Raw genomic sequence first — 16379 nt, 5'->3', positions numbered from 1 at the left:
GTGCGAGCGCAGTTTTGCACAGCCGCGCAATGACCCTCGCCCGGTCATTCGGTTGACGTGATGCGCCCGGAGTCAAGGTGCCGGAGGCACCGCCGGGCAGTGCACAGCCGCCCCCCGGCTGGGCACTTTGGGGATGTTACGCGCTACAGAGACGGCAGGGGACACGGCACCATAAAGCGCAAAGCACGGCTGTTGCAGGTGCCCAACCGCGGCTGTGCCCAGCCCTCTGCTCTCCGAAGACAGCAGCCAAGACACCCTACCCCGCCGCGCCAACCTCTCGTAGGCGGCTTTCCTTCAGCATCCCCAATTCTTCCAGAATCGGATAGGCGACCGAGGCGACATGGGCATTCACCCGCTTCAGATCGCGCAGCAGGTCCAGATGGATGGCGCTGGATTCCAGCGTCTCGACCCGCCCGCCGCGCATCCGCGCCAGATGCCGTTCTGCAGATTGCGCCTCAAGTTTCCGGCTTTCCACCTTCTGCGCCACCAGACGCCGCGCCAGCGACGGATCACGCGACAGAAAGATCGCCTGCGCGATCCGCAGATTCTCTTGCGTGTGGCGATAAAAACCCTCGATCTCGACCTGACCCTCGGGCGAAAAGGCCAGCTTCTGCTGCGCCTTGCGCGCCGCCGCATCGGCCAGACCGCCTTCGATAATATCGCCGATATGCTCAAGATTGATCGCGTAAGAGATGATCTCATGCGCGCGCCGTGCATCATCCGCGTCAAGCTCGGCCCGGCTGATCCGCGCAACGTAAAGTTTAATCGCCTCGTAAAGCCGGTCCACTTCGGCCTCCAGCACCGAGACCTCGGCCCGGGCGGCCTCATCAGATTCGCGCAAGGTGATCAGCGTCTGCTCCAGCATTTCGCCGACCTTGTCGCCCAGCCGAAGCGTTTCGCGCGCGGCCACGGCCAGCGCCATTTCGGGGATCGGCAACAGGTTCTCGTCCAGATAGTTCGGCACCACCCTGCCCGCCTGCGGATCATCCGGGCGCAGCCATTCCACCAGCTTCGCGACCGGCCCGATCAGCGGCAGGAACACGACCAGCAGGATCGCGCTGAACGCGATATGCGCCGTCACCACGAACAAAGCCGGATCAGAGATCACACGCCCCAGCAAATCGGCCAAGGGCACCGCCAGCACCATGACCAGCAACGCGCCGATCCCCCGCACGATCAGATTGGCCAGCGTCACCCGCTGCGCGGCAACCCCCTCGGACCGGACGGCCAGCCAGGGCGGCACCGCGCCACCCAGATTGGCCCCGGCCACCAGCCACAACGACAGCTCTGGCCCGACGATCCCGGCGGCAGCCAGCATCATCACCAACACCACCACCGCCAGACTGGACGAACCAAGGATCGCCAGCCCCGCCGCGATCAGGACCGCAAACACCGGCGCATCCTCAAGACCCGACAGGATCGCCGAAACGGTCGGTGAATCGCGCAATGGCTCGGTCACCGCGCCCAGCAATTGCAGTGCCAGCAGCATCAGGCCCAGCCCAAGGATCGCCCGGCCCAGATTGCGGTTGCGGTTCAGCTTCGAGGTCTGGAACAGCACCACGCCGATAAACACGGCGGCGCTGCCCAGCCAATGCACATCCGCCGACAGGATCAGCGTCACGATCGCCGTGCCCAGATTGGCGCCCAGCATCATCGCCTGCGCCATACGCGGCTGCACGATGTCTCGCGCCGTGAACGAGGCCACGATCACCGCCGACGCCGTGCTGGACTGCAACCCCAAAGTCGCCAGAAACCCCCAGAAAGCCGCCATGACGCGATTGCCCGCCCCGCGCGCCAGCCAGCGCCGCAGGGTGGCACCGTAAGCACGCAGAACCCCGGTCTTGATCAGCCGCAACCCCCAAAGCAACAGGGCCGCCGCGCCAAGCAGGTCGATCAACTGGATGGTGGAGTCCAACGGCATCCTCCGACAAGGGGTGCATAAGTCATCCCCTCAATCTGGCATCAATTGCACAGCGTTGCAATATCCTGCGAAGATTGCACAAGGAATTGTGCGGCCGCGGCAGGGATAAGCAGAAAAACCCCATGATTTCGGTCGTTTTCAGACGTGAACGCGATTAACTTATTTGCATTCCGGTGCAATCTTCCGCAAAGATCAAATCAGCGACTTGCGCGCAACACCTTCATTCAAAGCCGGAACCCAGTGGCGAAAAAATCGAAGACCAAGAAGGCCTCGGTCAGTGCAAACAAGGTGGCTGAACTTGCCGGCGTGTCGCGCTCGGCAGTGTCGCGGACCTTTACCGATGGGGCCAGCGTCTCTCCGAAAACCCGCGCCAAGGTGATGGCTGCGGCGGAGAAGCTGGGCTACCACGTCAACCATCTGGCACGCGGGCTGATCCACCACCGCTCGGGCATCGTCTGCATCATCGTGGCCGAACTGGAGGCGCCGCATCAGGCCGCCATTGTCGAGGCGACGACCCGCGAATTGCAGGCGATGGGCAAGGTGGTGATGGTGCTGACCACTGCGGGGCGGCCCGAAAACGTCGCATCCGCCTTGCGCCAGACGCTGAATTATCGGGCCGATGCGACGATTGTGGTGTCGGGCTCACCTCCCTCGTCGCTGATTGAGACCTGCATTGAGCATGGTCAGCGGGTGATCCTGATCAACCGCGACGATGCCATCAAAGGCCCGCATTTCGTGCTGGTCGAGAATGAGGTGGCGGCAAAGGAAGCCTGTCTGATCCTGAAACGCGCCGGATGCAGGCATCTTGCGCTGGTCAGTTCAACCGCAGGCACGCCCAGCCTGATCGCGCGGGAAACCGCCTTCCTGACCGCTGCCGAACAATCGGGGCTGAAGGTCAGCGTCGCCCGCGCCGGGCCGACCGGCTATGGCGCGGGTGCGGATGGCGCCCGGCAGCTTCTGGCGGCGTCTGACAGGCCCGATGGCGCCTTCTGCGTCACTGACCTGATCGCCCTTGGCTTTCTGGACGTGGCACGGGTCGAATTCCGCCTGCGCCTGCCCGAGGATCTTTGCCTGATCGGTTTCGATGACATCCCGGTGGCGGGCTGGCTGGGTTACGACCTGACCACCTTCCGCCAGCCGGTCCGCGAAATGGCCAGCCACATCGCCAAAGTGCTGGAGGATGAGGACGGCATGGAGAATTTGACCACGCATTTCCCCGCGCAGATCGTCTGGCGCAAGACCGTCCGGCCATAGACATCCGGGCGCAGCGAACCGCGCCCGGAAAATCCTAGAATGCGTGACGCAGGGCCAGCGAAACGCTGCGCTCTGGCCCGATGAAGTTGCCATAACCTGGTTCGGAAATGGCCGAGTAATAGGTCTTGTCGAACAGGTTATCGATATTGAGCTGCACCGAGGTCTGATCCGACAGATCATAACGGGCCATCAGATCGACCAGCGTATAACCGCCCTGTTGCAGGCGATAAGGAACGCCGCCGCTGCTCCAGCCGCCGCCCGGCTCGTCAGCGAAGATCACGCTTTGATAGCGAAGCGAGCCCCCGACGGTCAGCCCTTCCAGCGCCCCTGCCAGATCATAGGTCGCGCCCAGCTTCAGCAGATGTTCCGGCGAGGTCGCGGTGTTGAAGCGCTGCCCGGACTTTTCGCCTTCGCGATATTTCGAATTGGCATAGGTATAGCTGGCCCAGACATTCCAGCGATCATTGATCGCCCCTGCCAGTTCCACCTCTGCCCCGCGTGTGCGGATCAGACCGGCCGCGATGCTACAGGTCGGTCCCGGCCCGGCACAGTCCTGATGATCGGGATCGCTTTCGGGCAGACCGTCCTGATCGGTCTGGAACACCGCAGCCGAGGCGATCAGATCGCCGCCCAGAAACTCGGCCTTGGCGCCGAATTCAAGGTTGCTTCCCTCAACCGGATCAAGCTGACCATCCACGCCGCGTTCGGATTTCGGCGCGAAGATGCCGGTATAGCTGCCATAGACCGTAACCCGGTCGTTCAGATCATGGACCACGCCCAGATAGGGCACCAACTGGCTGTCCACCTCGAACGAACTGCCGCCCCAGGATGCGTCGTCGATGTAATCATACCAGGCCAAACGCGCGCCGGTGATGACCTTGGTGGTATCGGCAAGATTCCAGCGGGCCGAGGCATAGATGCCGTAATTTTTGTTCACCATGTCCCAGTAATCGCTGCCCGGCTTGAAATCAGGATCGGGATAGGAACCGGGATCGGCGACCGAAGGGTCCTCGATAATGTCGGTAAAGCTTTTATGCGAATCATATCGGGTGCGGTCGCGACTGCCGTTCACGCCGATGACAAAGTCATGGTCGCGTCCGAACAGACTTACCGGGCCTGACAGACGGACATCCACCGAACGCGACTGGTTGATATAGAAATCATTGCCGCCATCGCGCAGCAGGTCGCCGGTCTCTTCATAGCGCATATAGGAATACATCATCTCTGCATCGCCTTCCGAGACGCGCAGCCGCGCATCCAGCGACCAGCCATTGCCGAAATCATGATCCAGATTCAGATAGCCGACGGTCTGCTTGCGGTCCGAAAATTCCCAATCCAGCGAGGGCGAGGTTTTGCCATCGAAATCGTAGAAACTGCCATCGGGGCGCGTCCACAGCCCGCCCCAGGCATAGCCGTCGATCTTTTCATGCGCATGGCTTAGCCCAAGGCTCAGCGTGGTTGCATCGCTCAGGTCGGCCTCGACCACGCCGTAAAGGATGCCACGAGCGTCCTTGAGATTGTCGCGATAGCCATCCCCGGCCACGCCAGAGGCGACGAAGCGGCCGCGGACACGACCATCCGCGGACAGGGGCCGCGAGGTATCATAGCTTAACCGGACATTGCCAAAGCTGGACAATTCCGTCTCGACCACGCTTTGCGCATCAGCGGTGGGCAGCTTGCGCACAAGGTTGACCGAGGCAGAGGGATTGCCCGTCCCCTCAAGCAAACCTGTCGCGCCGCGCACCACCTCGACCCGGTCATAGATCGCCATGTCGTCCTGCGGGTTCACGTCGCGGGCATAGAAATGCACATAGCTTGCCACGCCATCATATTGAATATTATCGACCGAGGATCCGCGCGCATAATAGGACCAGCGCATCTCGCCATTGCCCTGCATCGCCGTCAGCCCCGGCGTCTGGTCGATCACCTGATTGAGCGTCTCATCGCCCTGATCGCGGATCCGCTGATCGGTGATGATGGTCACGGATTGCGGCGTCTCGCGTGCGGTCAGGCCCAGACCCGCCGCCGACCCCGACACGCCGCCGCTGGTATAGCTACCGGTGCCTTCGGTCGCGCTGTCAGCGCTCAGCGTGATCTGATCCAGAACGATCGGCTCGGTGCCCTCTTGCGCCTCAGAGGTCAGCGGGATTGCAGCAACCACACCGGCAAGTGCCAGCGTCGGCAAGGCGGTGCGCGATCCAAGACGGCCAAGGCGAGACTGCGCCCGCCGACGATTCAGTGCCAGAAACATGAACTTCTCCTGCGGGAAATGCGGCTTTGCCCGGCGGGCAGCCGCGATCTCGGAATGTCAGAGATTTGCTTGGGCGCCCGGTCTTGCCGGCGGCTCCTGGCTAATGACGCGCAGAGGGTGCGTGACAGCGCGCCACTTACTCCCGGTCAGTGACAAGCGGAACTGCAAATCCGCAAAACGGTGAATTTTTGTGGCAAAACCGCTGCGATATGGCTTTCCGGGCTTGCTGATTTTCGCGCATTTGGTAATCCCAACTATTCCACTCGGATTAATTTGGGCCTAAAGCACCTGCAGGCACAATCAGAGAGCCCAGCATGTCACCGATCGCACCAGTCCCGACAGGGGCGACACGGAAACCCGTCGCCCGGCCAAAGAATCGCAAGGCGCAGATGGCGCGGTTGTGGCTTTTGCTGCATGGCTGGCTGGCGCTGCCGGTCTGGGCCTATGTCTTCTTCATCTGCGTCACCGGCACCATCGCCACCGTCAGCCATGAGATCGTCTGGCTGTTCGATCCAAGCGTCCGGGCCAGCCAGCCCGCCGGGATCGAGGAACGGATGGGCGCCGACGCGCTGATCGCCAAGGTGATGGAACAGCGCCCCGGCAGCGAGATGCAATGGGTAAGCTGGCCGGTCGAGACGCATTTCGCGCCGACGGTTTTTGTCTCGGAACCCTCCGGGCGGGGCGTGGGACTGTATGTGAACCCGTATGACGGCCATGTGCAGGGCGAAGCCGCCTCTGTCGGCTTCAGCACCTTCATGCGGGCGCTGCATGGCTGGCTGTTCCTGCCATGGACCACCGGCTATTCCTGGGGCTGGTATGCGGTCGCCTTCATGGGCATCCCGATGCTGGGCTCGGTCATCACCGGGATTCTGGTCTACAAGAAATTCTGGCGCGCTTATTTCAAACCGCGCCTGCGCATCGGCAAGGGCGCGCGGCTGTTCTGGGGCGATTTTCACCGGCTTGCGGGCATCTGGTCGATCCCCTTCATCATCATCATCGCCGTCTCAGCCATCTGGTTCTTTGTCGAGGCGATCCTGTCCGATACCGGCGTCACCGTCTCGACCGCAGGCATTCCAACCGTGCTGGAGCGCGAAAGCATTCCCGTCGTCAGCCAAAGCGACGACCTGCCGCCGGTCAGCCTTGATGGGATGATCGCGACGGCGCAGACCGCCCATTCCGGGCTGCGCACCGACAGCATCTTCATGCCCGGCAACGCCTTTGACCCGGTCCAGATCTTCGGGCGCGGCTCTTACCCGCTGGTCTTTGAAAGCGCGACCATCGATCCCTATAGCGGCGAGGTGGTGAAGCTGCGCCGGGTGTCGGATTATTCCGTCGTCGAACTGGTGACCAATTCCATGCGACCGCTGCATACGGGCGATTTCATGGGGCTGTGGCTCAAGGTGATCTACTTCAGCTTCGGCCTGCTGCTGTCGATGATGGTGCTGTCGGGCATGCTGATCTGGACCAAGCGCACCGTCCGCGAGACCCGCGATATCCTGCGCGAAGGCCGCGCCGGTCGGCTGGAGCCTGCGGAATGAGCGCGGGCGTCCAACGCGGCGAGGCGCGGACCCGGCTGGGCCGCTGGTGGCAGGACTGGCGCTTTCACCTCAGCGCGCTGGCGGTTCTGGTGCCGCTGGCCGCCTTGCCGCGATATTACAGTGATATCAGCCTGTTCACCGGCGATGCCGGGCTTGGCAGTGGCGAGGCAAAACATGTGCAGGTCGGCCCCTTCGATCTGCAAATCGCCGAGTTCTGGCTGACTGCGCCGATCGATATGGGCGTGGCGGGCGCGCGCAAGCAGTTCTCGGTCTCGCTGTGTCAGGGCTGCGAGCATCGCATCCGCGCTATCCATGCCCGCTTTGGCAAGCCGCGTTCCCTGCGCGCCGCCGGGGCGTTGTTCAGCGGCTCGCATGTCCGCCAGACTGCCGATCTTCAGGTGCCGCCCAGCGTGGACAGTTCCGACAATCTCTGGCTGACGGTCGAGGAATGGGACGGCACCGTTCATCATGGCGACATCGCCGTGGATCAGGTCTCACCCGCCACCGCCGCATGGCTTGCCCGCAAGGAGAAACAGCAATGACCATCCGCAAGCTGACCTTTCTGACCGCCACGCTTCTTGGCGCCTCGGCCCTGCCCGCGCTGGCCCATTATCCCTTCTGCACCTGCGAGGCGCATGGCGCGGATGTCATCTGCACCGGCGGCTTCTCGGACGGGACCAGCGCCGAAGGGGTCAAGCTGGACGTGATCTCTTATGAAGAGGACGTGCTTATCCCGGCCAAATTCGACGCCAGCTCGAAATATTCGTTCCAGAAGCCGGAAGGTGAGTTCTACATCCTCTTCGATGCCGGTCCCGGCCATATCGTCGAGGTGGACTGGCAGGATGTCGAAGGCATCGAACAGTGAGTTCCGCCATCTCGGTCATCGTCCCCCCGGCCTCTGGGCGGCGAGAGACGGTGGCCGTGCTGCTGGCGGCGCTGATCGTCGTGCTGTCGGCGACCGGCTTCATCGCGCTGCATCGTGACACCGCCACCGCAACCTCGCTGCCGCATTGGCAGGTCGACCTGCGCAGCGGGCTGAACGCGGCGGAACAGGGGCTGACCGCCGATCTGCTGCTGGCCGCGGACGAGATGCCCTATCTGGATCAGGTCACCCCCGAGGCGCTGGCCGCCGAAGGCCTGCCCCCCTTCTTCGCCGACGCCACCGCCACCGCGCGCGGCGGCCACCACTGGCAACTGATCGAGACGACCGATGCCCAAGGCTGGCTGGGCCAGCCCGCCGCCAAAGAGGTCGCAGGCGCGATGCTGATGCGGATTGCAGGAGAAACGCCGACGATCTGGCTGCACCGGGATGGCGCGGCCTCGACCAGCGCGCTTGACGATGCGGCATTGATCGCCGCGGGCTGGCGGCAGGTCATCACCCGCTTCGACGCCAGCGTGACACGGAAAGACGACCAGCATTGACCCTGACCCGCCGAAGCCTTCTGGCCGCCTCGCTGGCGCTGCCCCTTGCCTCTCGCCTTCATGCGACAGCCCCCGGCCTGCGCGTCGGCGTAACGCTGCACCCCTATTATTCGTGGCTTGCCAATATCCTTGGCGATCTGGGCCAGCCGGTGCCGCTGGTCCCCGAGGGCTTCAACCCTCACGCCTATGAACCACGGGCCGAGGATATCCGCCGCATCGGCGCGCTGGACGCCGTGGTGCTGAACGGGATCGGCCATGACGATTTCGCCTCGCGCATGATCGAGGCGTCCGAAAACCCCGATGTCGCGGTGATCGAGGCCAATCGCAACGTGCCGCTGCTGCCTGCCGTCGGCGCCTTTGCACGCGGCCTTGGCGACCGGATCGACGGGCGGGTGGTGAATTCACACACCTTCATCTCGATCGCCGGGGCGATGGCGCAGGTGCAGACCATCTCGCGCGATCTTGGCGTGCTGCGCCCCGATGATGCGGAAACCTTCGCCGCCAATGCCCGCGCCTATAACCGCCGCCTGCGCGCGATCCGGGCCGAGGCTTTGGCGCAGGTGGTCGAAGCCCCCGCCCCCAGCTTCAAGGTCGCCACGATCCACGGCGCCTATGATTATCTGCTGCGCGAATTCGGGCTGGAGGTGACGGCAGTGGTCGAACCCGCCCACGGAATCGAGCCGTCCCCCTCGCAACTGGCCCGCACGATCCAGAAGATCCGCGATCTGAATGTCTCGGTGATCTTCTCGGAATCGAATTTCCCCTCGACCTATGTGGACACGATCGAGGCGGAAACCGGGGTCAGCATGTATCCCCTGTCCCACATCATCCACGGCCCCTACACGCCCGAAAAATTCGAGATCGAGATGGCGGCGAATTTCGCCACCGTCGTCCGCGCCATCCGCGAGAACGTGGCATGACCGCGCGTGGCCCCGGCATAGCGATCCAAAATCTGTCCCTGACCCTTGGCCGAACCGAGGTATTGTCGGGCGTCGATATGACCGTTGCCCCCGGCAGTATTCACGCGCTTGTCGGCCCGAATGGTGGCGGGAAATCCTCGCTGATCCGCTGCCTGCTGGGGCAGATGCCGCATCGTGGAACCGTGTCGCTGAACTGGCCCGCCCGTCCCGGCCGTATCGGCTATGTCCCGCAGGCGCTGCAATTCGATGCCGGTCTGCCGATGACCGTCGGCGATTTCCTTGGCACGCTGGACGGCAACCGCCCCGGCTTCCTGAAACCCCGCCGCGCCACCCGCGATCTGGTCGAGGCGCAACTGGCGCGTGTCGGCATGGCGGGCAAATCCGGTCGCCGCATGGGCGCTTTGTCGGGGGGCGAGCGTCAGCGCGTGTTGATGGCACAGGCGCTGGAACCCGCGCCCGATCTGCTGATCCTTGATGAGCCGATGTCGGCGCTGGACGAATCCGGCGGCGCGATCTTTGCCGAAGTGATGCAGTCGCTGCGCCGCGACGGCGTGACCGTGCTGTGGATCGAACACGATCTGCTGGCCGTCCGCCGCCTTGCCGATCACGTCACCGGCCTTGCCCGTCGGGTGATCTTTGACGGCCAGCCCGAAGCGATGCTGGATGCCGACCGCGTCCTTGACCTCTTCTCACAGCGGAGCGCCGTGGCATGAGTTTCGAAGCCTTCCGCCAATGGGTGCAATCGCTGGCCGAAGCGGGCTGGCTGCCCGCCTCTCTCGGTTGGGGATTTGCGGTCAACGCGCTGCTGGCCGGGCTGATCACCGGCCCGATGCTGGGCAGTCTTGGCACACTGGTCGTCATCCGTCGCCACGCCTTTTTCGCCGAAGCGGTGGGCCACGCCGCCCTGACTGGCGTTGCCATCGGCATTCTCGCGGGCGAGCCTTATACCGGCCCTTATGGCGCGCTTTTCGGCTATTGCATCCTGTTCACGCTGGCGCTGGAATATCTGCGTGGACGGACTGGCCTTTCGGCGGACACGCTGATCGGGGTGTTTTTGTCGATGTCGCTGGCGCTTGGCGCCTCGATCCTCTTGATCCTCGCGGGCAGGATCAACGTCCATATCCTTGAAAACGTGCTGTTTGGGTCAATCCTCACCGTCAATGGCACCGATCTGGCGGTGCTTGCCATCGTGGGGATCGCGGTCACAGCGCTGTCGGCGGTGCTTTACAACCGCTTCATGATCTCCAGCTTCCACCCGGCGCTTGCGCAGGTGCGCGGGCTGCCAGTCCGCACTCTGGATTATCTTTTCGTGGTGCTGGTCACCGTCGTCACCGTCGCCGCGCTGAAGATCGTCGGGGCGGTGCTGGTCGGCGCGCTGCTGGTCATCCCCGCCGCTGCCGCCCGCATCGTCGCACGCTCTCTGGCCGGGTTCTGGTGGCTTTCGGTCGGCATCGCCACATTCGCCACGCTGACCGGCATCCTGATCCCGATGGAGTTCGACCTGCCGGTCCCGTCCGGCGCGGCAATCATCCTTGTCGCAGGCACCTGCTTCCTTATCTGCACGACGCTGCGCGCGCTGATGCCCGCATTCCGGGGGGATACCGCATGAAACTGGCAATTGCGCTGATGCTGCTGGCCCTGCCCGCCAGCGCCGAGACGGTCCTGACCGCCCATCCGGCCACCAACGCCCTTGCCCGCGCCCTGACCAAGGGCAGCGGCATCGACATCGTCGCGGTCCAGCCCGACAAACTTCCCGCCTCGCGGCTTGCGTCATATCTTCACGGTCGCGGTCAGGAAACGGTCGAGGCAGCGGCGAAGGATGCCGATGCCGTGCTGACCCTGCGGTCTTTCTGGCCCGATGATCCGCTTTATCCCGCCGCCCGCCGCGCCAATATCCGCATTATCGAAATCGACGCCGCCAAGCCCTTGGACGAACGCCTGCCCGGCATCGCCCTGATGGATGCAACCGATCAGGACGACGCCCTTTACGCCCAGCTTGGGCTGGAGCCGATGCCCCCCGCAGGCGAGGAAACCGCGCCGTGGCTTTCCCCCACCCGTCTTGGCGAAATGGCCGAGATCGTCGCCGCCGACCTTTCGCGCCTTGCGCCTGAAGATGCCGCTCAGATCGCGGCCAATCTGGGCGCGTTGAAACACGATTTGCTGGCGATCAAGTCGCAAGCCGATAGCGATCTTGCATCGCTCGATTCCGTCGAGGTGGTCGCCCTGTCGCCGCAATTCGGCTATTTCTCCGCCGATCTTGGGCTGGACCTGCGCGCCCAGATCATCGCCGCCCCGCGCGAATGGACGCCCGAGCGATCACAGCAGATTACCGAATGGTTGCAGCAAAACCAGATCATGACGGTGCTTCTGGCCCGCGACATGCCCGACGAGTTGATCGCGACGCTGAACGAGGCGGGCATCCGCAGCCTGACGATGGACACTTTGCCCAAGGATCAGCCGCAGGACCCAATCAGCGCCGGGGTCGCGGCGCTGACGCGGTGATCAGCGTATCATAGCACGGGTCGATTGAGCCTTGCCCCTAGTAATGGGGCGGGCGTTGGTCGGCCAGCGGAATCGAGCCGGACGCATCGGCCTCGCGTTCAGCCTCGGCCTGCATCAGCAGGTGAAGGCGGCGCGAAAGGCGGGCGATTTCGCCGTCCTGACGCGCGATGACTTCGCTGAGATCCTCGGTCACCCGGGTCAGATGCGCCATCGCTTCTTCAAGCTGGCGGATGCGGTCGTCGTTCTTGTCCATTGCGCCCCCTTCCGTTAGAGCAGCCACGGACCCTCGAAAGACGCGCACATGGCAAAAGATCAGAAAAAGCAGCCCCGTCCCAAGGCCGAGACGCCAAAGGGCTTCCGCGACTATTTTGGCGCGGATGTGACGGAACGCAAGACGATGCTAGACCGTATTGCGGAAGTCTATCATCGCCACGGCTTCGACCCGCTGGAAACCAGCGCCGTCGAGACGGTCGAGGCTTTGGGGAAATTCCTGCCAGATGTGGACCGTCCGAACGCCGGTGTCTTTGCATGGCAGGAAGAGGCGGTTCCGGGCGGCGGTTCGGGCGACTGGCTGGCACTGCGCTATGACCTGACAGCGCCTCTGGCGCGGGTGGCGGCGCAGTTTCGCAATGATTTGCCCGCGCCCTATCGTCGCTATGCGATGGGCCCCGTCTGGCGGAACGAAAAGCCCGGTCCGGGACGATTCCGACAGTTTTATCAATGCGATGCGGATACGGTGGGATCGGCCTCGGTCGCGGCGGATGCCGAGGTTTGCGCCATGCTGGCCGATGCGCTGGAAGCCGTGGGGATCGCGCGGGGCGATTACATCGTGCGGATCAACAATCGCAAGGTTCTGAACGGAGTGCTTGAGGCCGCCGAGGTGCGCGCCGATCAGGCCGAGGATGTGCTGCGCCAGATCGACAAGTTCGACAAGGTGGGACGCGAGGGCGTGCTGGCTTTGCTGACCGTCGGTCGCAAGGATGACAGCGGGGCCGAGATTGACGGCGTCGGGCTGAGCGAGGCGCAGGCGCAGCCGGTGCTGGCCTTCCTGACATCGAAGGGCGCGACAAATGGCGAAACCTTGGTCAATCTGCGCGAGGCCGTGGGTGCTTCGGTAATCGGTCTCGAAGGCGTCGATGAGCTTGCACAGATCAGCGACATGCTGGCCGCGATGGGCGTGGGCGAAGATCGGGCGATCATTGACCCCTCAATCGTGCGCGGGCTTGGCTATTATACCGGGCCGGTGTTTGAGGCTGAGCTGACCTTTGAAATCCTTGATGAAAAGGGTCGCAAGCGGCAATTCGGCAGCGTTGCCGGGGGTGGTCGCTATGACGGTTTGGTCGAGCGGTTCACAGGGCAGAAGGTTCCGGCTACTGGCGTTTCCATCGGCGTGGACCGGCTGTTGGCGGCTTTGCGGGCGAAGGGGCTGGCGGGCGCGGATACAGCCGGGCCGGTTGTGGTGACGGTCATGGACCGGGACCGGATGGCCGATTATCAGGCAATGGCGTCCGAGCTGCGCGCGGCGGGCGTCCGGGCCGAGGTCTATCTGGGCAATCCGAAAAACTTTGGCAACCAGTTGAAATATGCCGACAAACGTGGCGCTCCGGTCGCGATCATTCAGGGCGGGGACGAGGCAGAGCGCGGCGTGGTGCAGGTGAAAGACCTGATCCTTGGCGCGAAGATCGCCGCCGAGGCCAGCCTTGACGAATGGAAGGCTCAGCCCGCGCAGACCGAGGTTGCCCGCGCCGATCTGGTGGCGGAAGTCAAGCGGATCCTCGGATGATCCCGAAGCGCGACAAGCAGCGGATCGGGCAGCGCCTGCTGGACGGGTTCCGTGAGGCCGGGGCGGTCGAGGTTGCGCCCGATCTGCTGCTGCCTGCTGAAACGCTGCTGGATCTTTACGGCGAGGATATCCGCGCCCGCGCCTATGTTACCACCGACCCGATCCGGGGCGAGGTGATGTTGCGCCCGGATTTCACCGTGCCGGTCGTGCAGATGCACATGTCGGGCGGGGCCGAGCCTGCCCGCTATTGCTATCTGGGCGAGGTTTTTCGCAAGCAGGACATGGGCGATACCCGCCCCGAGAACCCGCGCGACAACGAATATCTGCAATGCGGGTTCGAGCTGTTCAGCCGCGAGGCTGGGGCAGATGCGGAAACCTTTGCTTTGTTCTACCACCAGCTTGCGGGTTACGATCTGACGGCGGAAACCGGCGATATGGGCCTGCTTCTGGACGCCGTGCGCGGCCTGCCCCTGCCCGCCGCGCGCTGCGATGCGCTGCTGCACCACATCTGGCGGCCGGGGCGGTTTCAGCGGTTGCTGGACCGGTTCTCTGCCCCTCCCCGTTCAAGGGATTTCGCGGCGGGCGCGGTGCCTTGGGCCGGGCTGCGCGGCGAGGATGAGATGGCGGCGCGGATCGCACGATTGCAGTCCGACGGGGCTGAACCTGCCCTGCCCGCCATCTGGTCCGACCGGCTGTCGCGGCTGTTCGCGGTGCGGGACATCGCGCCGCTGGCATTGGAACGCCTGACCGAACTTGCCACCGAGGTCCCCGCGATCAGCGAGGCCGTCAGCCGGATCGCCGATCGGTTCGCCCATATCGCCCGGTTGGGGATCGATCCGGCAACGATCATCTTCGATGCCAGCCACGGGCGGCACAATATGGAATATTACGACGGCTTCACCTTCAGCTTCCTGTCCCGCCACGCCGACTGGCCCCCGGTCGCGACGGGCGGGCGCTATGACGCGCTGATGGCGGTGCTGGGCAAGGGCCGCGCCATTCCTGCCGTCGGCGGCATCATCCGTCCCGGCCTGATCGCGGAACTGGAGGCGGGACAATGATCCGGCTGGGCGTACCGTCCAAGGGGCGACTGATGGAGCAGACTTTCGACTGGTTCGCGGCCCGTGGTGTGCGGCTGTCGCGTGCCGGTTCGGATCGCGAATATGCAGGCCGGGTCGAGGGGGCGGATGGTGTCTCGCTGGTGCTGCTGTCGGCGGGCGAGATTCCGCGCGAATTGGCGGCCGGACGGATCGAACTGGGCGTGACCGGCACCGATCTGGTGCGGGAAAAGCTGCCCGGCTGGGCATCCGATTTGGCCGAGGTGGCGCCTATGGGCTTCGGACATGCCGATCTGATCCTTGCGGTGCCGGAATGCTGGCGCGATTGCGAGGGGCTGGACGATTTGGCCAGCATCGCCCGCGATTTCCGGGCTGTGCATGGCTTCCGGCTGCGGATCGCGACGAAATATCACCGGCTGGTCCGGGCATGGCTGGCCCAGCATGAGGTGGCCGATTACCAGCTTGTCGATTCGCAAGGCGCGACCGAGGGCACAGTGGCCAATCAGACCGCCGAGGCGATTGCGGATATCACCAGTTCCGGCGCAACCCTTCAGGCGAACAATCTGAAGATACTCGCGGGAGAGCCGATCTTGCGGTCGCAGGCGACGCTCTTCGCCAATCGCGCGGCGATGGATGGCGGGATGCGGAAATTTCTGGCGCAGCTTGGCGTGGCCGCGACAGACGGTATTTAGACAACGAAGAAATCAGAGACCGACAAGGGCGCGGGCAAAGTCGTTCGCATCGAAGGCGTCTAGGTCGTCGATCTGTTCGCCAACACCGATGGCATGGATCGGCAGGCCGAAGCGGTCGGCCAAGGCGACCAGCACGCCACCGCGCGCGGTGCCGTCCAGTTTGGTCATCACGAGACCCGAGACATCGGCAAGTTTCTGGAACGTCTCGACCTGATTGAGCGCGTTTTGCCCGGTCGTTGCATCCAGCACCAGCAGCGTGTTATGGGGCGCCGAGGGGTCTTTCTTGCGGATGACGCGGACGATCTTTGCCAGTTCCTCCATCAGATCCTGACGGTTCTGCAGGCGACCAGCCGTGTCGATCATCAGAAGATCGGCACCGTCGGCCTCGGCCTTGGTCATCGCATCGAAAGCAAGACTTGCCGGGTCCGAGCCTTGCGCCGCGACCATGACCGGCACACCCGCTCGCTGACCCCAGACCTGCAACTGCTCGACCGCTGCGGCGCGGAACGTATCGCCCGCGGCAATCACCACGGATTTACCCGCCGCGCGGAACTGGCTTGCCAGTTTGCCGATGGTGGTGGTCTTGCCCGCACCGTTGACGCCGACGACCAGCACCACCTGCGGCTTTTTCGGATATAGCGGCAAAGGACGGGCGACCGGGGCCATGATCCGGGCGATCTCACCCGCCAGCAATTCCTTTAACTCGGTCGAGGACAGGCGGCGCCCCATCCTACCTTCGGCGATATTGGCGGTCACGCGCAGGGCGGTCTCGACGCCAAGATCGGCCTGAACCAACATATTCTCCAGCTCTTCCAGCATCTCGTCATCCAAGGCCCGGCGTGGTTCCTCGGGCTGGGCATCGGCGCGACCAAAGAGGCGGCCAACGAAGCCGGTCGCGGGGGCGGGTACGATGGGATCGGGCACGGGGGTCGGGTCGGCGGCTGGCTCGGGCGCGCCTTCGCCCACGATCCCGTCCAGACCTTCGCCGATCTTCGACGAAGAGCGTGTCAGCCGCTCGCGCAGTTTACCGAAAAACGACAT

16 protein-coding genes are annotated in these 16379 nt (G+C 64.0%); 12 read left to right on the top strand and 4 right to left on the bottom strand.

The features are described 5' to 3' along the window. Positions 1-256: 256 nt before the first annotated feature. Positions 257-1921, bottom strand: a complete 1665-nt coding sequence (locus tag JJJ17_RS14465; RefSeq protein ID WP_234464113.1) for a Na/Pi cotransporter family protein — start codon at positions 1919-1921, stop codon at positions 257-259. A 240-nt stretch (positions 1922-2161) separates the two neighbouring features. On the opposite strand from JJJ17_RS14465, the gene JJJ17_RS14460 reads away from it, so the two are divergent. Continuing rightward, positions 2162-3175 carry a LacI family DNA-binding transcriptional regulator gene (locus JJJ17_RS14460; RefSeq protein WP_325168820.1) on the top strand — a complete coding sequence of 338 codons (1014 nt, stop codon included), beginning with the start codon at positions 2162-2164 and terminating at the stop codon, positions 3173-3175. A gap of 34 nt (positions 3176-3209) precedes the next feature. Here JJJ17_RS14460 and JJJ17_RS14455 read toward each other — a convergent pair whose 3' ends face one another. Continuing rightward, the gene (locus JJJ17_RS14455) at positions 3210-5426 is read right to left on the bottom strand and encodes a TonB-dependent siderophore receptor (RefSeq protein WP_200687609.1); all 2217 of its coding nucleotides are present in this window, start codon (positions 5424-5426) and stop codon (positions 3210-3212) included. 314 nt (positions 5427-5740) lie between these two features. On the opposite strand from JJJ17_RS14455, the gene JJJ17_RS14450 reads away from it, so the two are divergent. The 8 genes from JJJ17_RS14450 to JJJ17_RS14415 are packed head-to-tail and all read left to right on the top strand — an operon-like array spanning position 5741 to position 11808. Continuing rightward, on the top strand, positions 5741-6964 hold the full coding sequence (locus JJJ17_RS14450; protein ID WP_234464112.1) for a PepSY-associated TM helix domain-containing protein: 1224 nt from the start codon (positions 5741-5743) through the stop codon (positions 6962-6964). Continuing rightward, a complete protein-coding gene (locus JJJ17_RS14445; RefSeq protein ID WP_200687607.1) occupies positions 6961-7506 on the top strand; it encodes a thiamine pyrophosphate-binding protein in 546 nt (181 codons plus the stop codon). Before JJJ17_RS14450 ends, JJJ17_RS14445 begins: the two co-directional genes overlap by 4 nt. Further along, positions 7503-7829 (top strand): hypothetical protein, encoded by a 327-nt coding sequence (locus JJJ17_RS14440; protein ID WP_200687606.1) that lies wholly within the window; start codon positions 7503-7505, stop codon positions 7827-7829. Before JJJ17_RS14445 ends, JJJ17_RS14440 begins: the two co-directional genes overlap by 4 nt. Then, a complete protein-coding gene (locus JJJ17_RS14435; RefSeq protein ID WP_200687604.1) occupies positions 7826-8386 on the top strand; it encodes a DUF6162 family protein in 561 nt (186 codons plus the stop codon). The genes JJJ17_RS14440 and JJJ17_RS14435 overlap by 4 nt, the downstream gene beginning before the upstream one ends. Beyond that, positions 8383-9306: a metal ABC transporter solute-binding protein, Zn/Mn family gene (locus JJJ17_RS14430; RefSeq protein ID WP_200687602.1), complete on the top strand. Its 924-nt coding sequence runs from the start codon at positions 8383-8385 to the stop codon at positions 9304-9306. Before JJJ17_RS14435 ends, JJJ17_RS14430 begins: the two co-directional genes overlap by 4 nt. Continuing rightward, entirely contained in the window at positions 9303-10019 is a 717-nt protein-coding gene (locus JJJ17_RS14425) for a metal ABC transporter ATP-binding protein (RefSeq protein WP_200687600.1), read from the top strand. The genes JJJ17_RS14430 and JJJ17_RS14425 overlap by 4 nt, the downstream gene beginning before the upstream one ends. After that, positions 10016-10915: a metal ABC transporter permease gene (locus tag JJJ17_RS14420; protein ID WP_200687599.1), complete on the top strand. Its 900-nt coding sequence runs from the start codon at positions 10016-10018 to the stop codon at positions 10913-10915. Before JJJ17_RS14425 ends, JJJ17_RS14420 begins: the two co-directional genes overlap by 4 nt. After that, positions 10912-11808, top strand: coding sequence for a metal ABC transporter substrate-binding protein (locus JJJ17_RS14415; protein WP_200687597.1), 897 nt, complete (start codon positions 10912-10914; stop codon positions 11806-11808). Before JJJ17_RS14420 ends, JJJ17_RS14415 begins: the two co-directional genes overlap by 4 nt. A gap of 37 nt (positions 11809-11845) precedes the next feature. On the opposite strand, the gene JJJ17_RS14410 is transcribed toward JJJ17_RS14415, so the two are convergent. Next, the gene (locus JJJ17_RS14410; RefSeq protein WP_200687595.1) at positions 11846-12061 is read right to left on the bottom strand and encodes a SlyX family protein; all 216 of its coding nucleotides are present in this window, start codon (positions 12059-12061) and stop codon (positions 11846-11848) included. A gap of 48 nt (positions 12062-12109) precedes the next feature. On the opposite strand from JJJ17_RS14410, the gene hisS reads away from it, so the two are divergent. The 3 genes from hisS to hisG are packed head-to-tail and all read left to right on the top strand — an operon-like array spanning position 12110 to position 15338. Further along, positions 12110-13591, top strand: a complete 1482-nt coding sequence (gene hisS, locus JJJ17_RS14405; RefSeq protein WP_200687593.1) for a histidine--tRNA ligase — start codon at positions 12110-12112, stop codon at positions 13589-13591. Continuing rightward, complete coding sequence (locus JJJ17_RS14400; RefSeq protein WP_234464111.1) at positions 13588-14649, top strand: ATP phosphoribosyltransferase regulatory subunit; 1062 nt, start codon at positions 13588-13590, stop codon at positions 14647-14649. The genes hisS and JJJ17_RS14400 overlap by 4 nt, the downstream gene beginning before the upstream one ends. Next, complete coding sequence (hisG, locus tag JJJ17_RS14395) at positions 14646-15338, top strand: ATP phosphoribosyltransferase (protein ID WP_200687592.1); 693 nt, start codon at positions 14646-14648, stop codon at positions 15336-15338. Before JJJ17_RS14400 ends, hisG begins: the two co-directional genes overlap by 4 nt. A gap of 12 nt (positions 15339-15350) precedes the next feature. Here hisG and ftsY read toward each other — a convergent pair whose 3' ends face one another. Next, complete coding sequence (gene ftsY / locus JJJ17_RS14390; protein WP_200687590.1) at positions 15351-16379, bottom strand: signal recognition particle-docking protein FtsY; 1029 nt, start codon at positions 16377-16379, stop codon at positions 15351-15353.

The sequence above is a fragment of the Paracoccus caeni genome, assembly GCF_016629665.1.
GTDB classification, from domain to species: Bacteria; Pseudomonadota; Alphaproteobacteria; order Rhodobacterales; family Rhodobacteraceae; genus Paracoccus; species Paracoccus caeni.
The sequence above is the reverse complement of the archived record's forward strand: the minus strand, read 5'-3'. Positions and strand labels throughout refer to the sequence as shown.

Excerpts from the sequence above, each read along its gene's own strand:
- JJJ17_RS14440 (WP_200687606.1), top strand. The coding sequence starts at position 7,503 with ATGACCATCCGCAAGCTGACCTTTCTGACCGCCACGCTTCTTGGCGCC.
- JJJ17_RS14420 (WP_200687599.1), top strand. The coding sequence starts at position 10,016 with ATGAGTTTCGAAGCCTTCCGCCAATGGGTGCAATCGCTGGCCGAAGCG.
- JJJ17_RS14410 (WP_200687595.1), bottom strand. The coding sequence starts at position 12,061 with ATGGACAAGAACGACGACCGCATCCGCCAGCTTGAAGAAGCGATGGCG.
- JJJ17_RS14445 (WP_200687607.1), top strand. The coding sequence starts at position 6,961 with ATGAGCGCGGGCGTCCAACGCGGCGAGGCGCGGACCCGGCTGGGCCGC.
- JJJ17_RS14450 (WP_234464112.1), top strand. The coding sequence starts at position 5,741 with ATGTCACCGATCGCACCAGTCCCGACAGGGGCGACACGGAAACCCGTC.
- JJJ17_RS14455 (WP_200687609.1), bottom strand. The coding sequence starts at position 5,426 with ATGTTTCTGGCACTGAATCGTCGGCGGGCGCAGTCTCGCCTTGGCCGT.
- JJJ17_RS14400 (WP_234464111.1), top strand. The coding sequence starts at position 13,588 with ATGATCCCGAAGCGCGACAAGCAGCGGATCGGGCAGCGCCTGCTGGAC.
- ftsY (WP_200687590.1), bottom strand. The coding sequence starts at position 16,379 with ATGTCGTTTTTCGGTAAACTGCGCGAGCGGCTGACACGCTCTTCGTCG.
- hisG (WP_200687592.1), top strand. The coding sequence starts at position 14,646 with ATGATCCGGCTGGGCGTACCGTCCAAGGGGCGACTGATGGAGCAGACT.
- hisS (WP_200687593.1), top strand. The coding sequence starts at position 12,110 with ATGGCAAAAGATCAGAAAAAGCAGCCCCGTCCCAAGGCCGAGACGCCA.
- JJJ17_RS14425 (WP_200687600.1), top strand. The coding sequence starts at position 9,303 with ATGACCGCGCGTGGCCCCGGCATAGCGATCCAAAATCTGTCCCTGACC.
- JJJ17_RS14415 (WP_200687597.1), top strand. The coding sequence starts at position 10,912 with ATGAAACTGGCAATTGCGCTGATGCTGCTGGCCCTGCCCGCCAGCGCC.
- JJJ17_RS14465 (WP_234464113.1), bottom strand. The coding sequence starts at position 1,921 with ATGCCGTTGGACTCCACCATCCAGTTGATCGACCTGCTTGGCGCGGCG.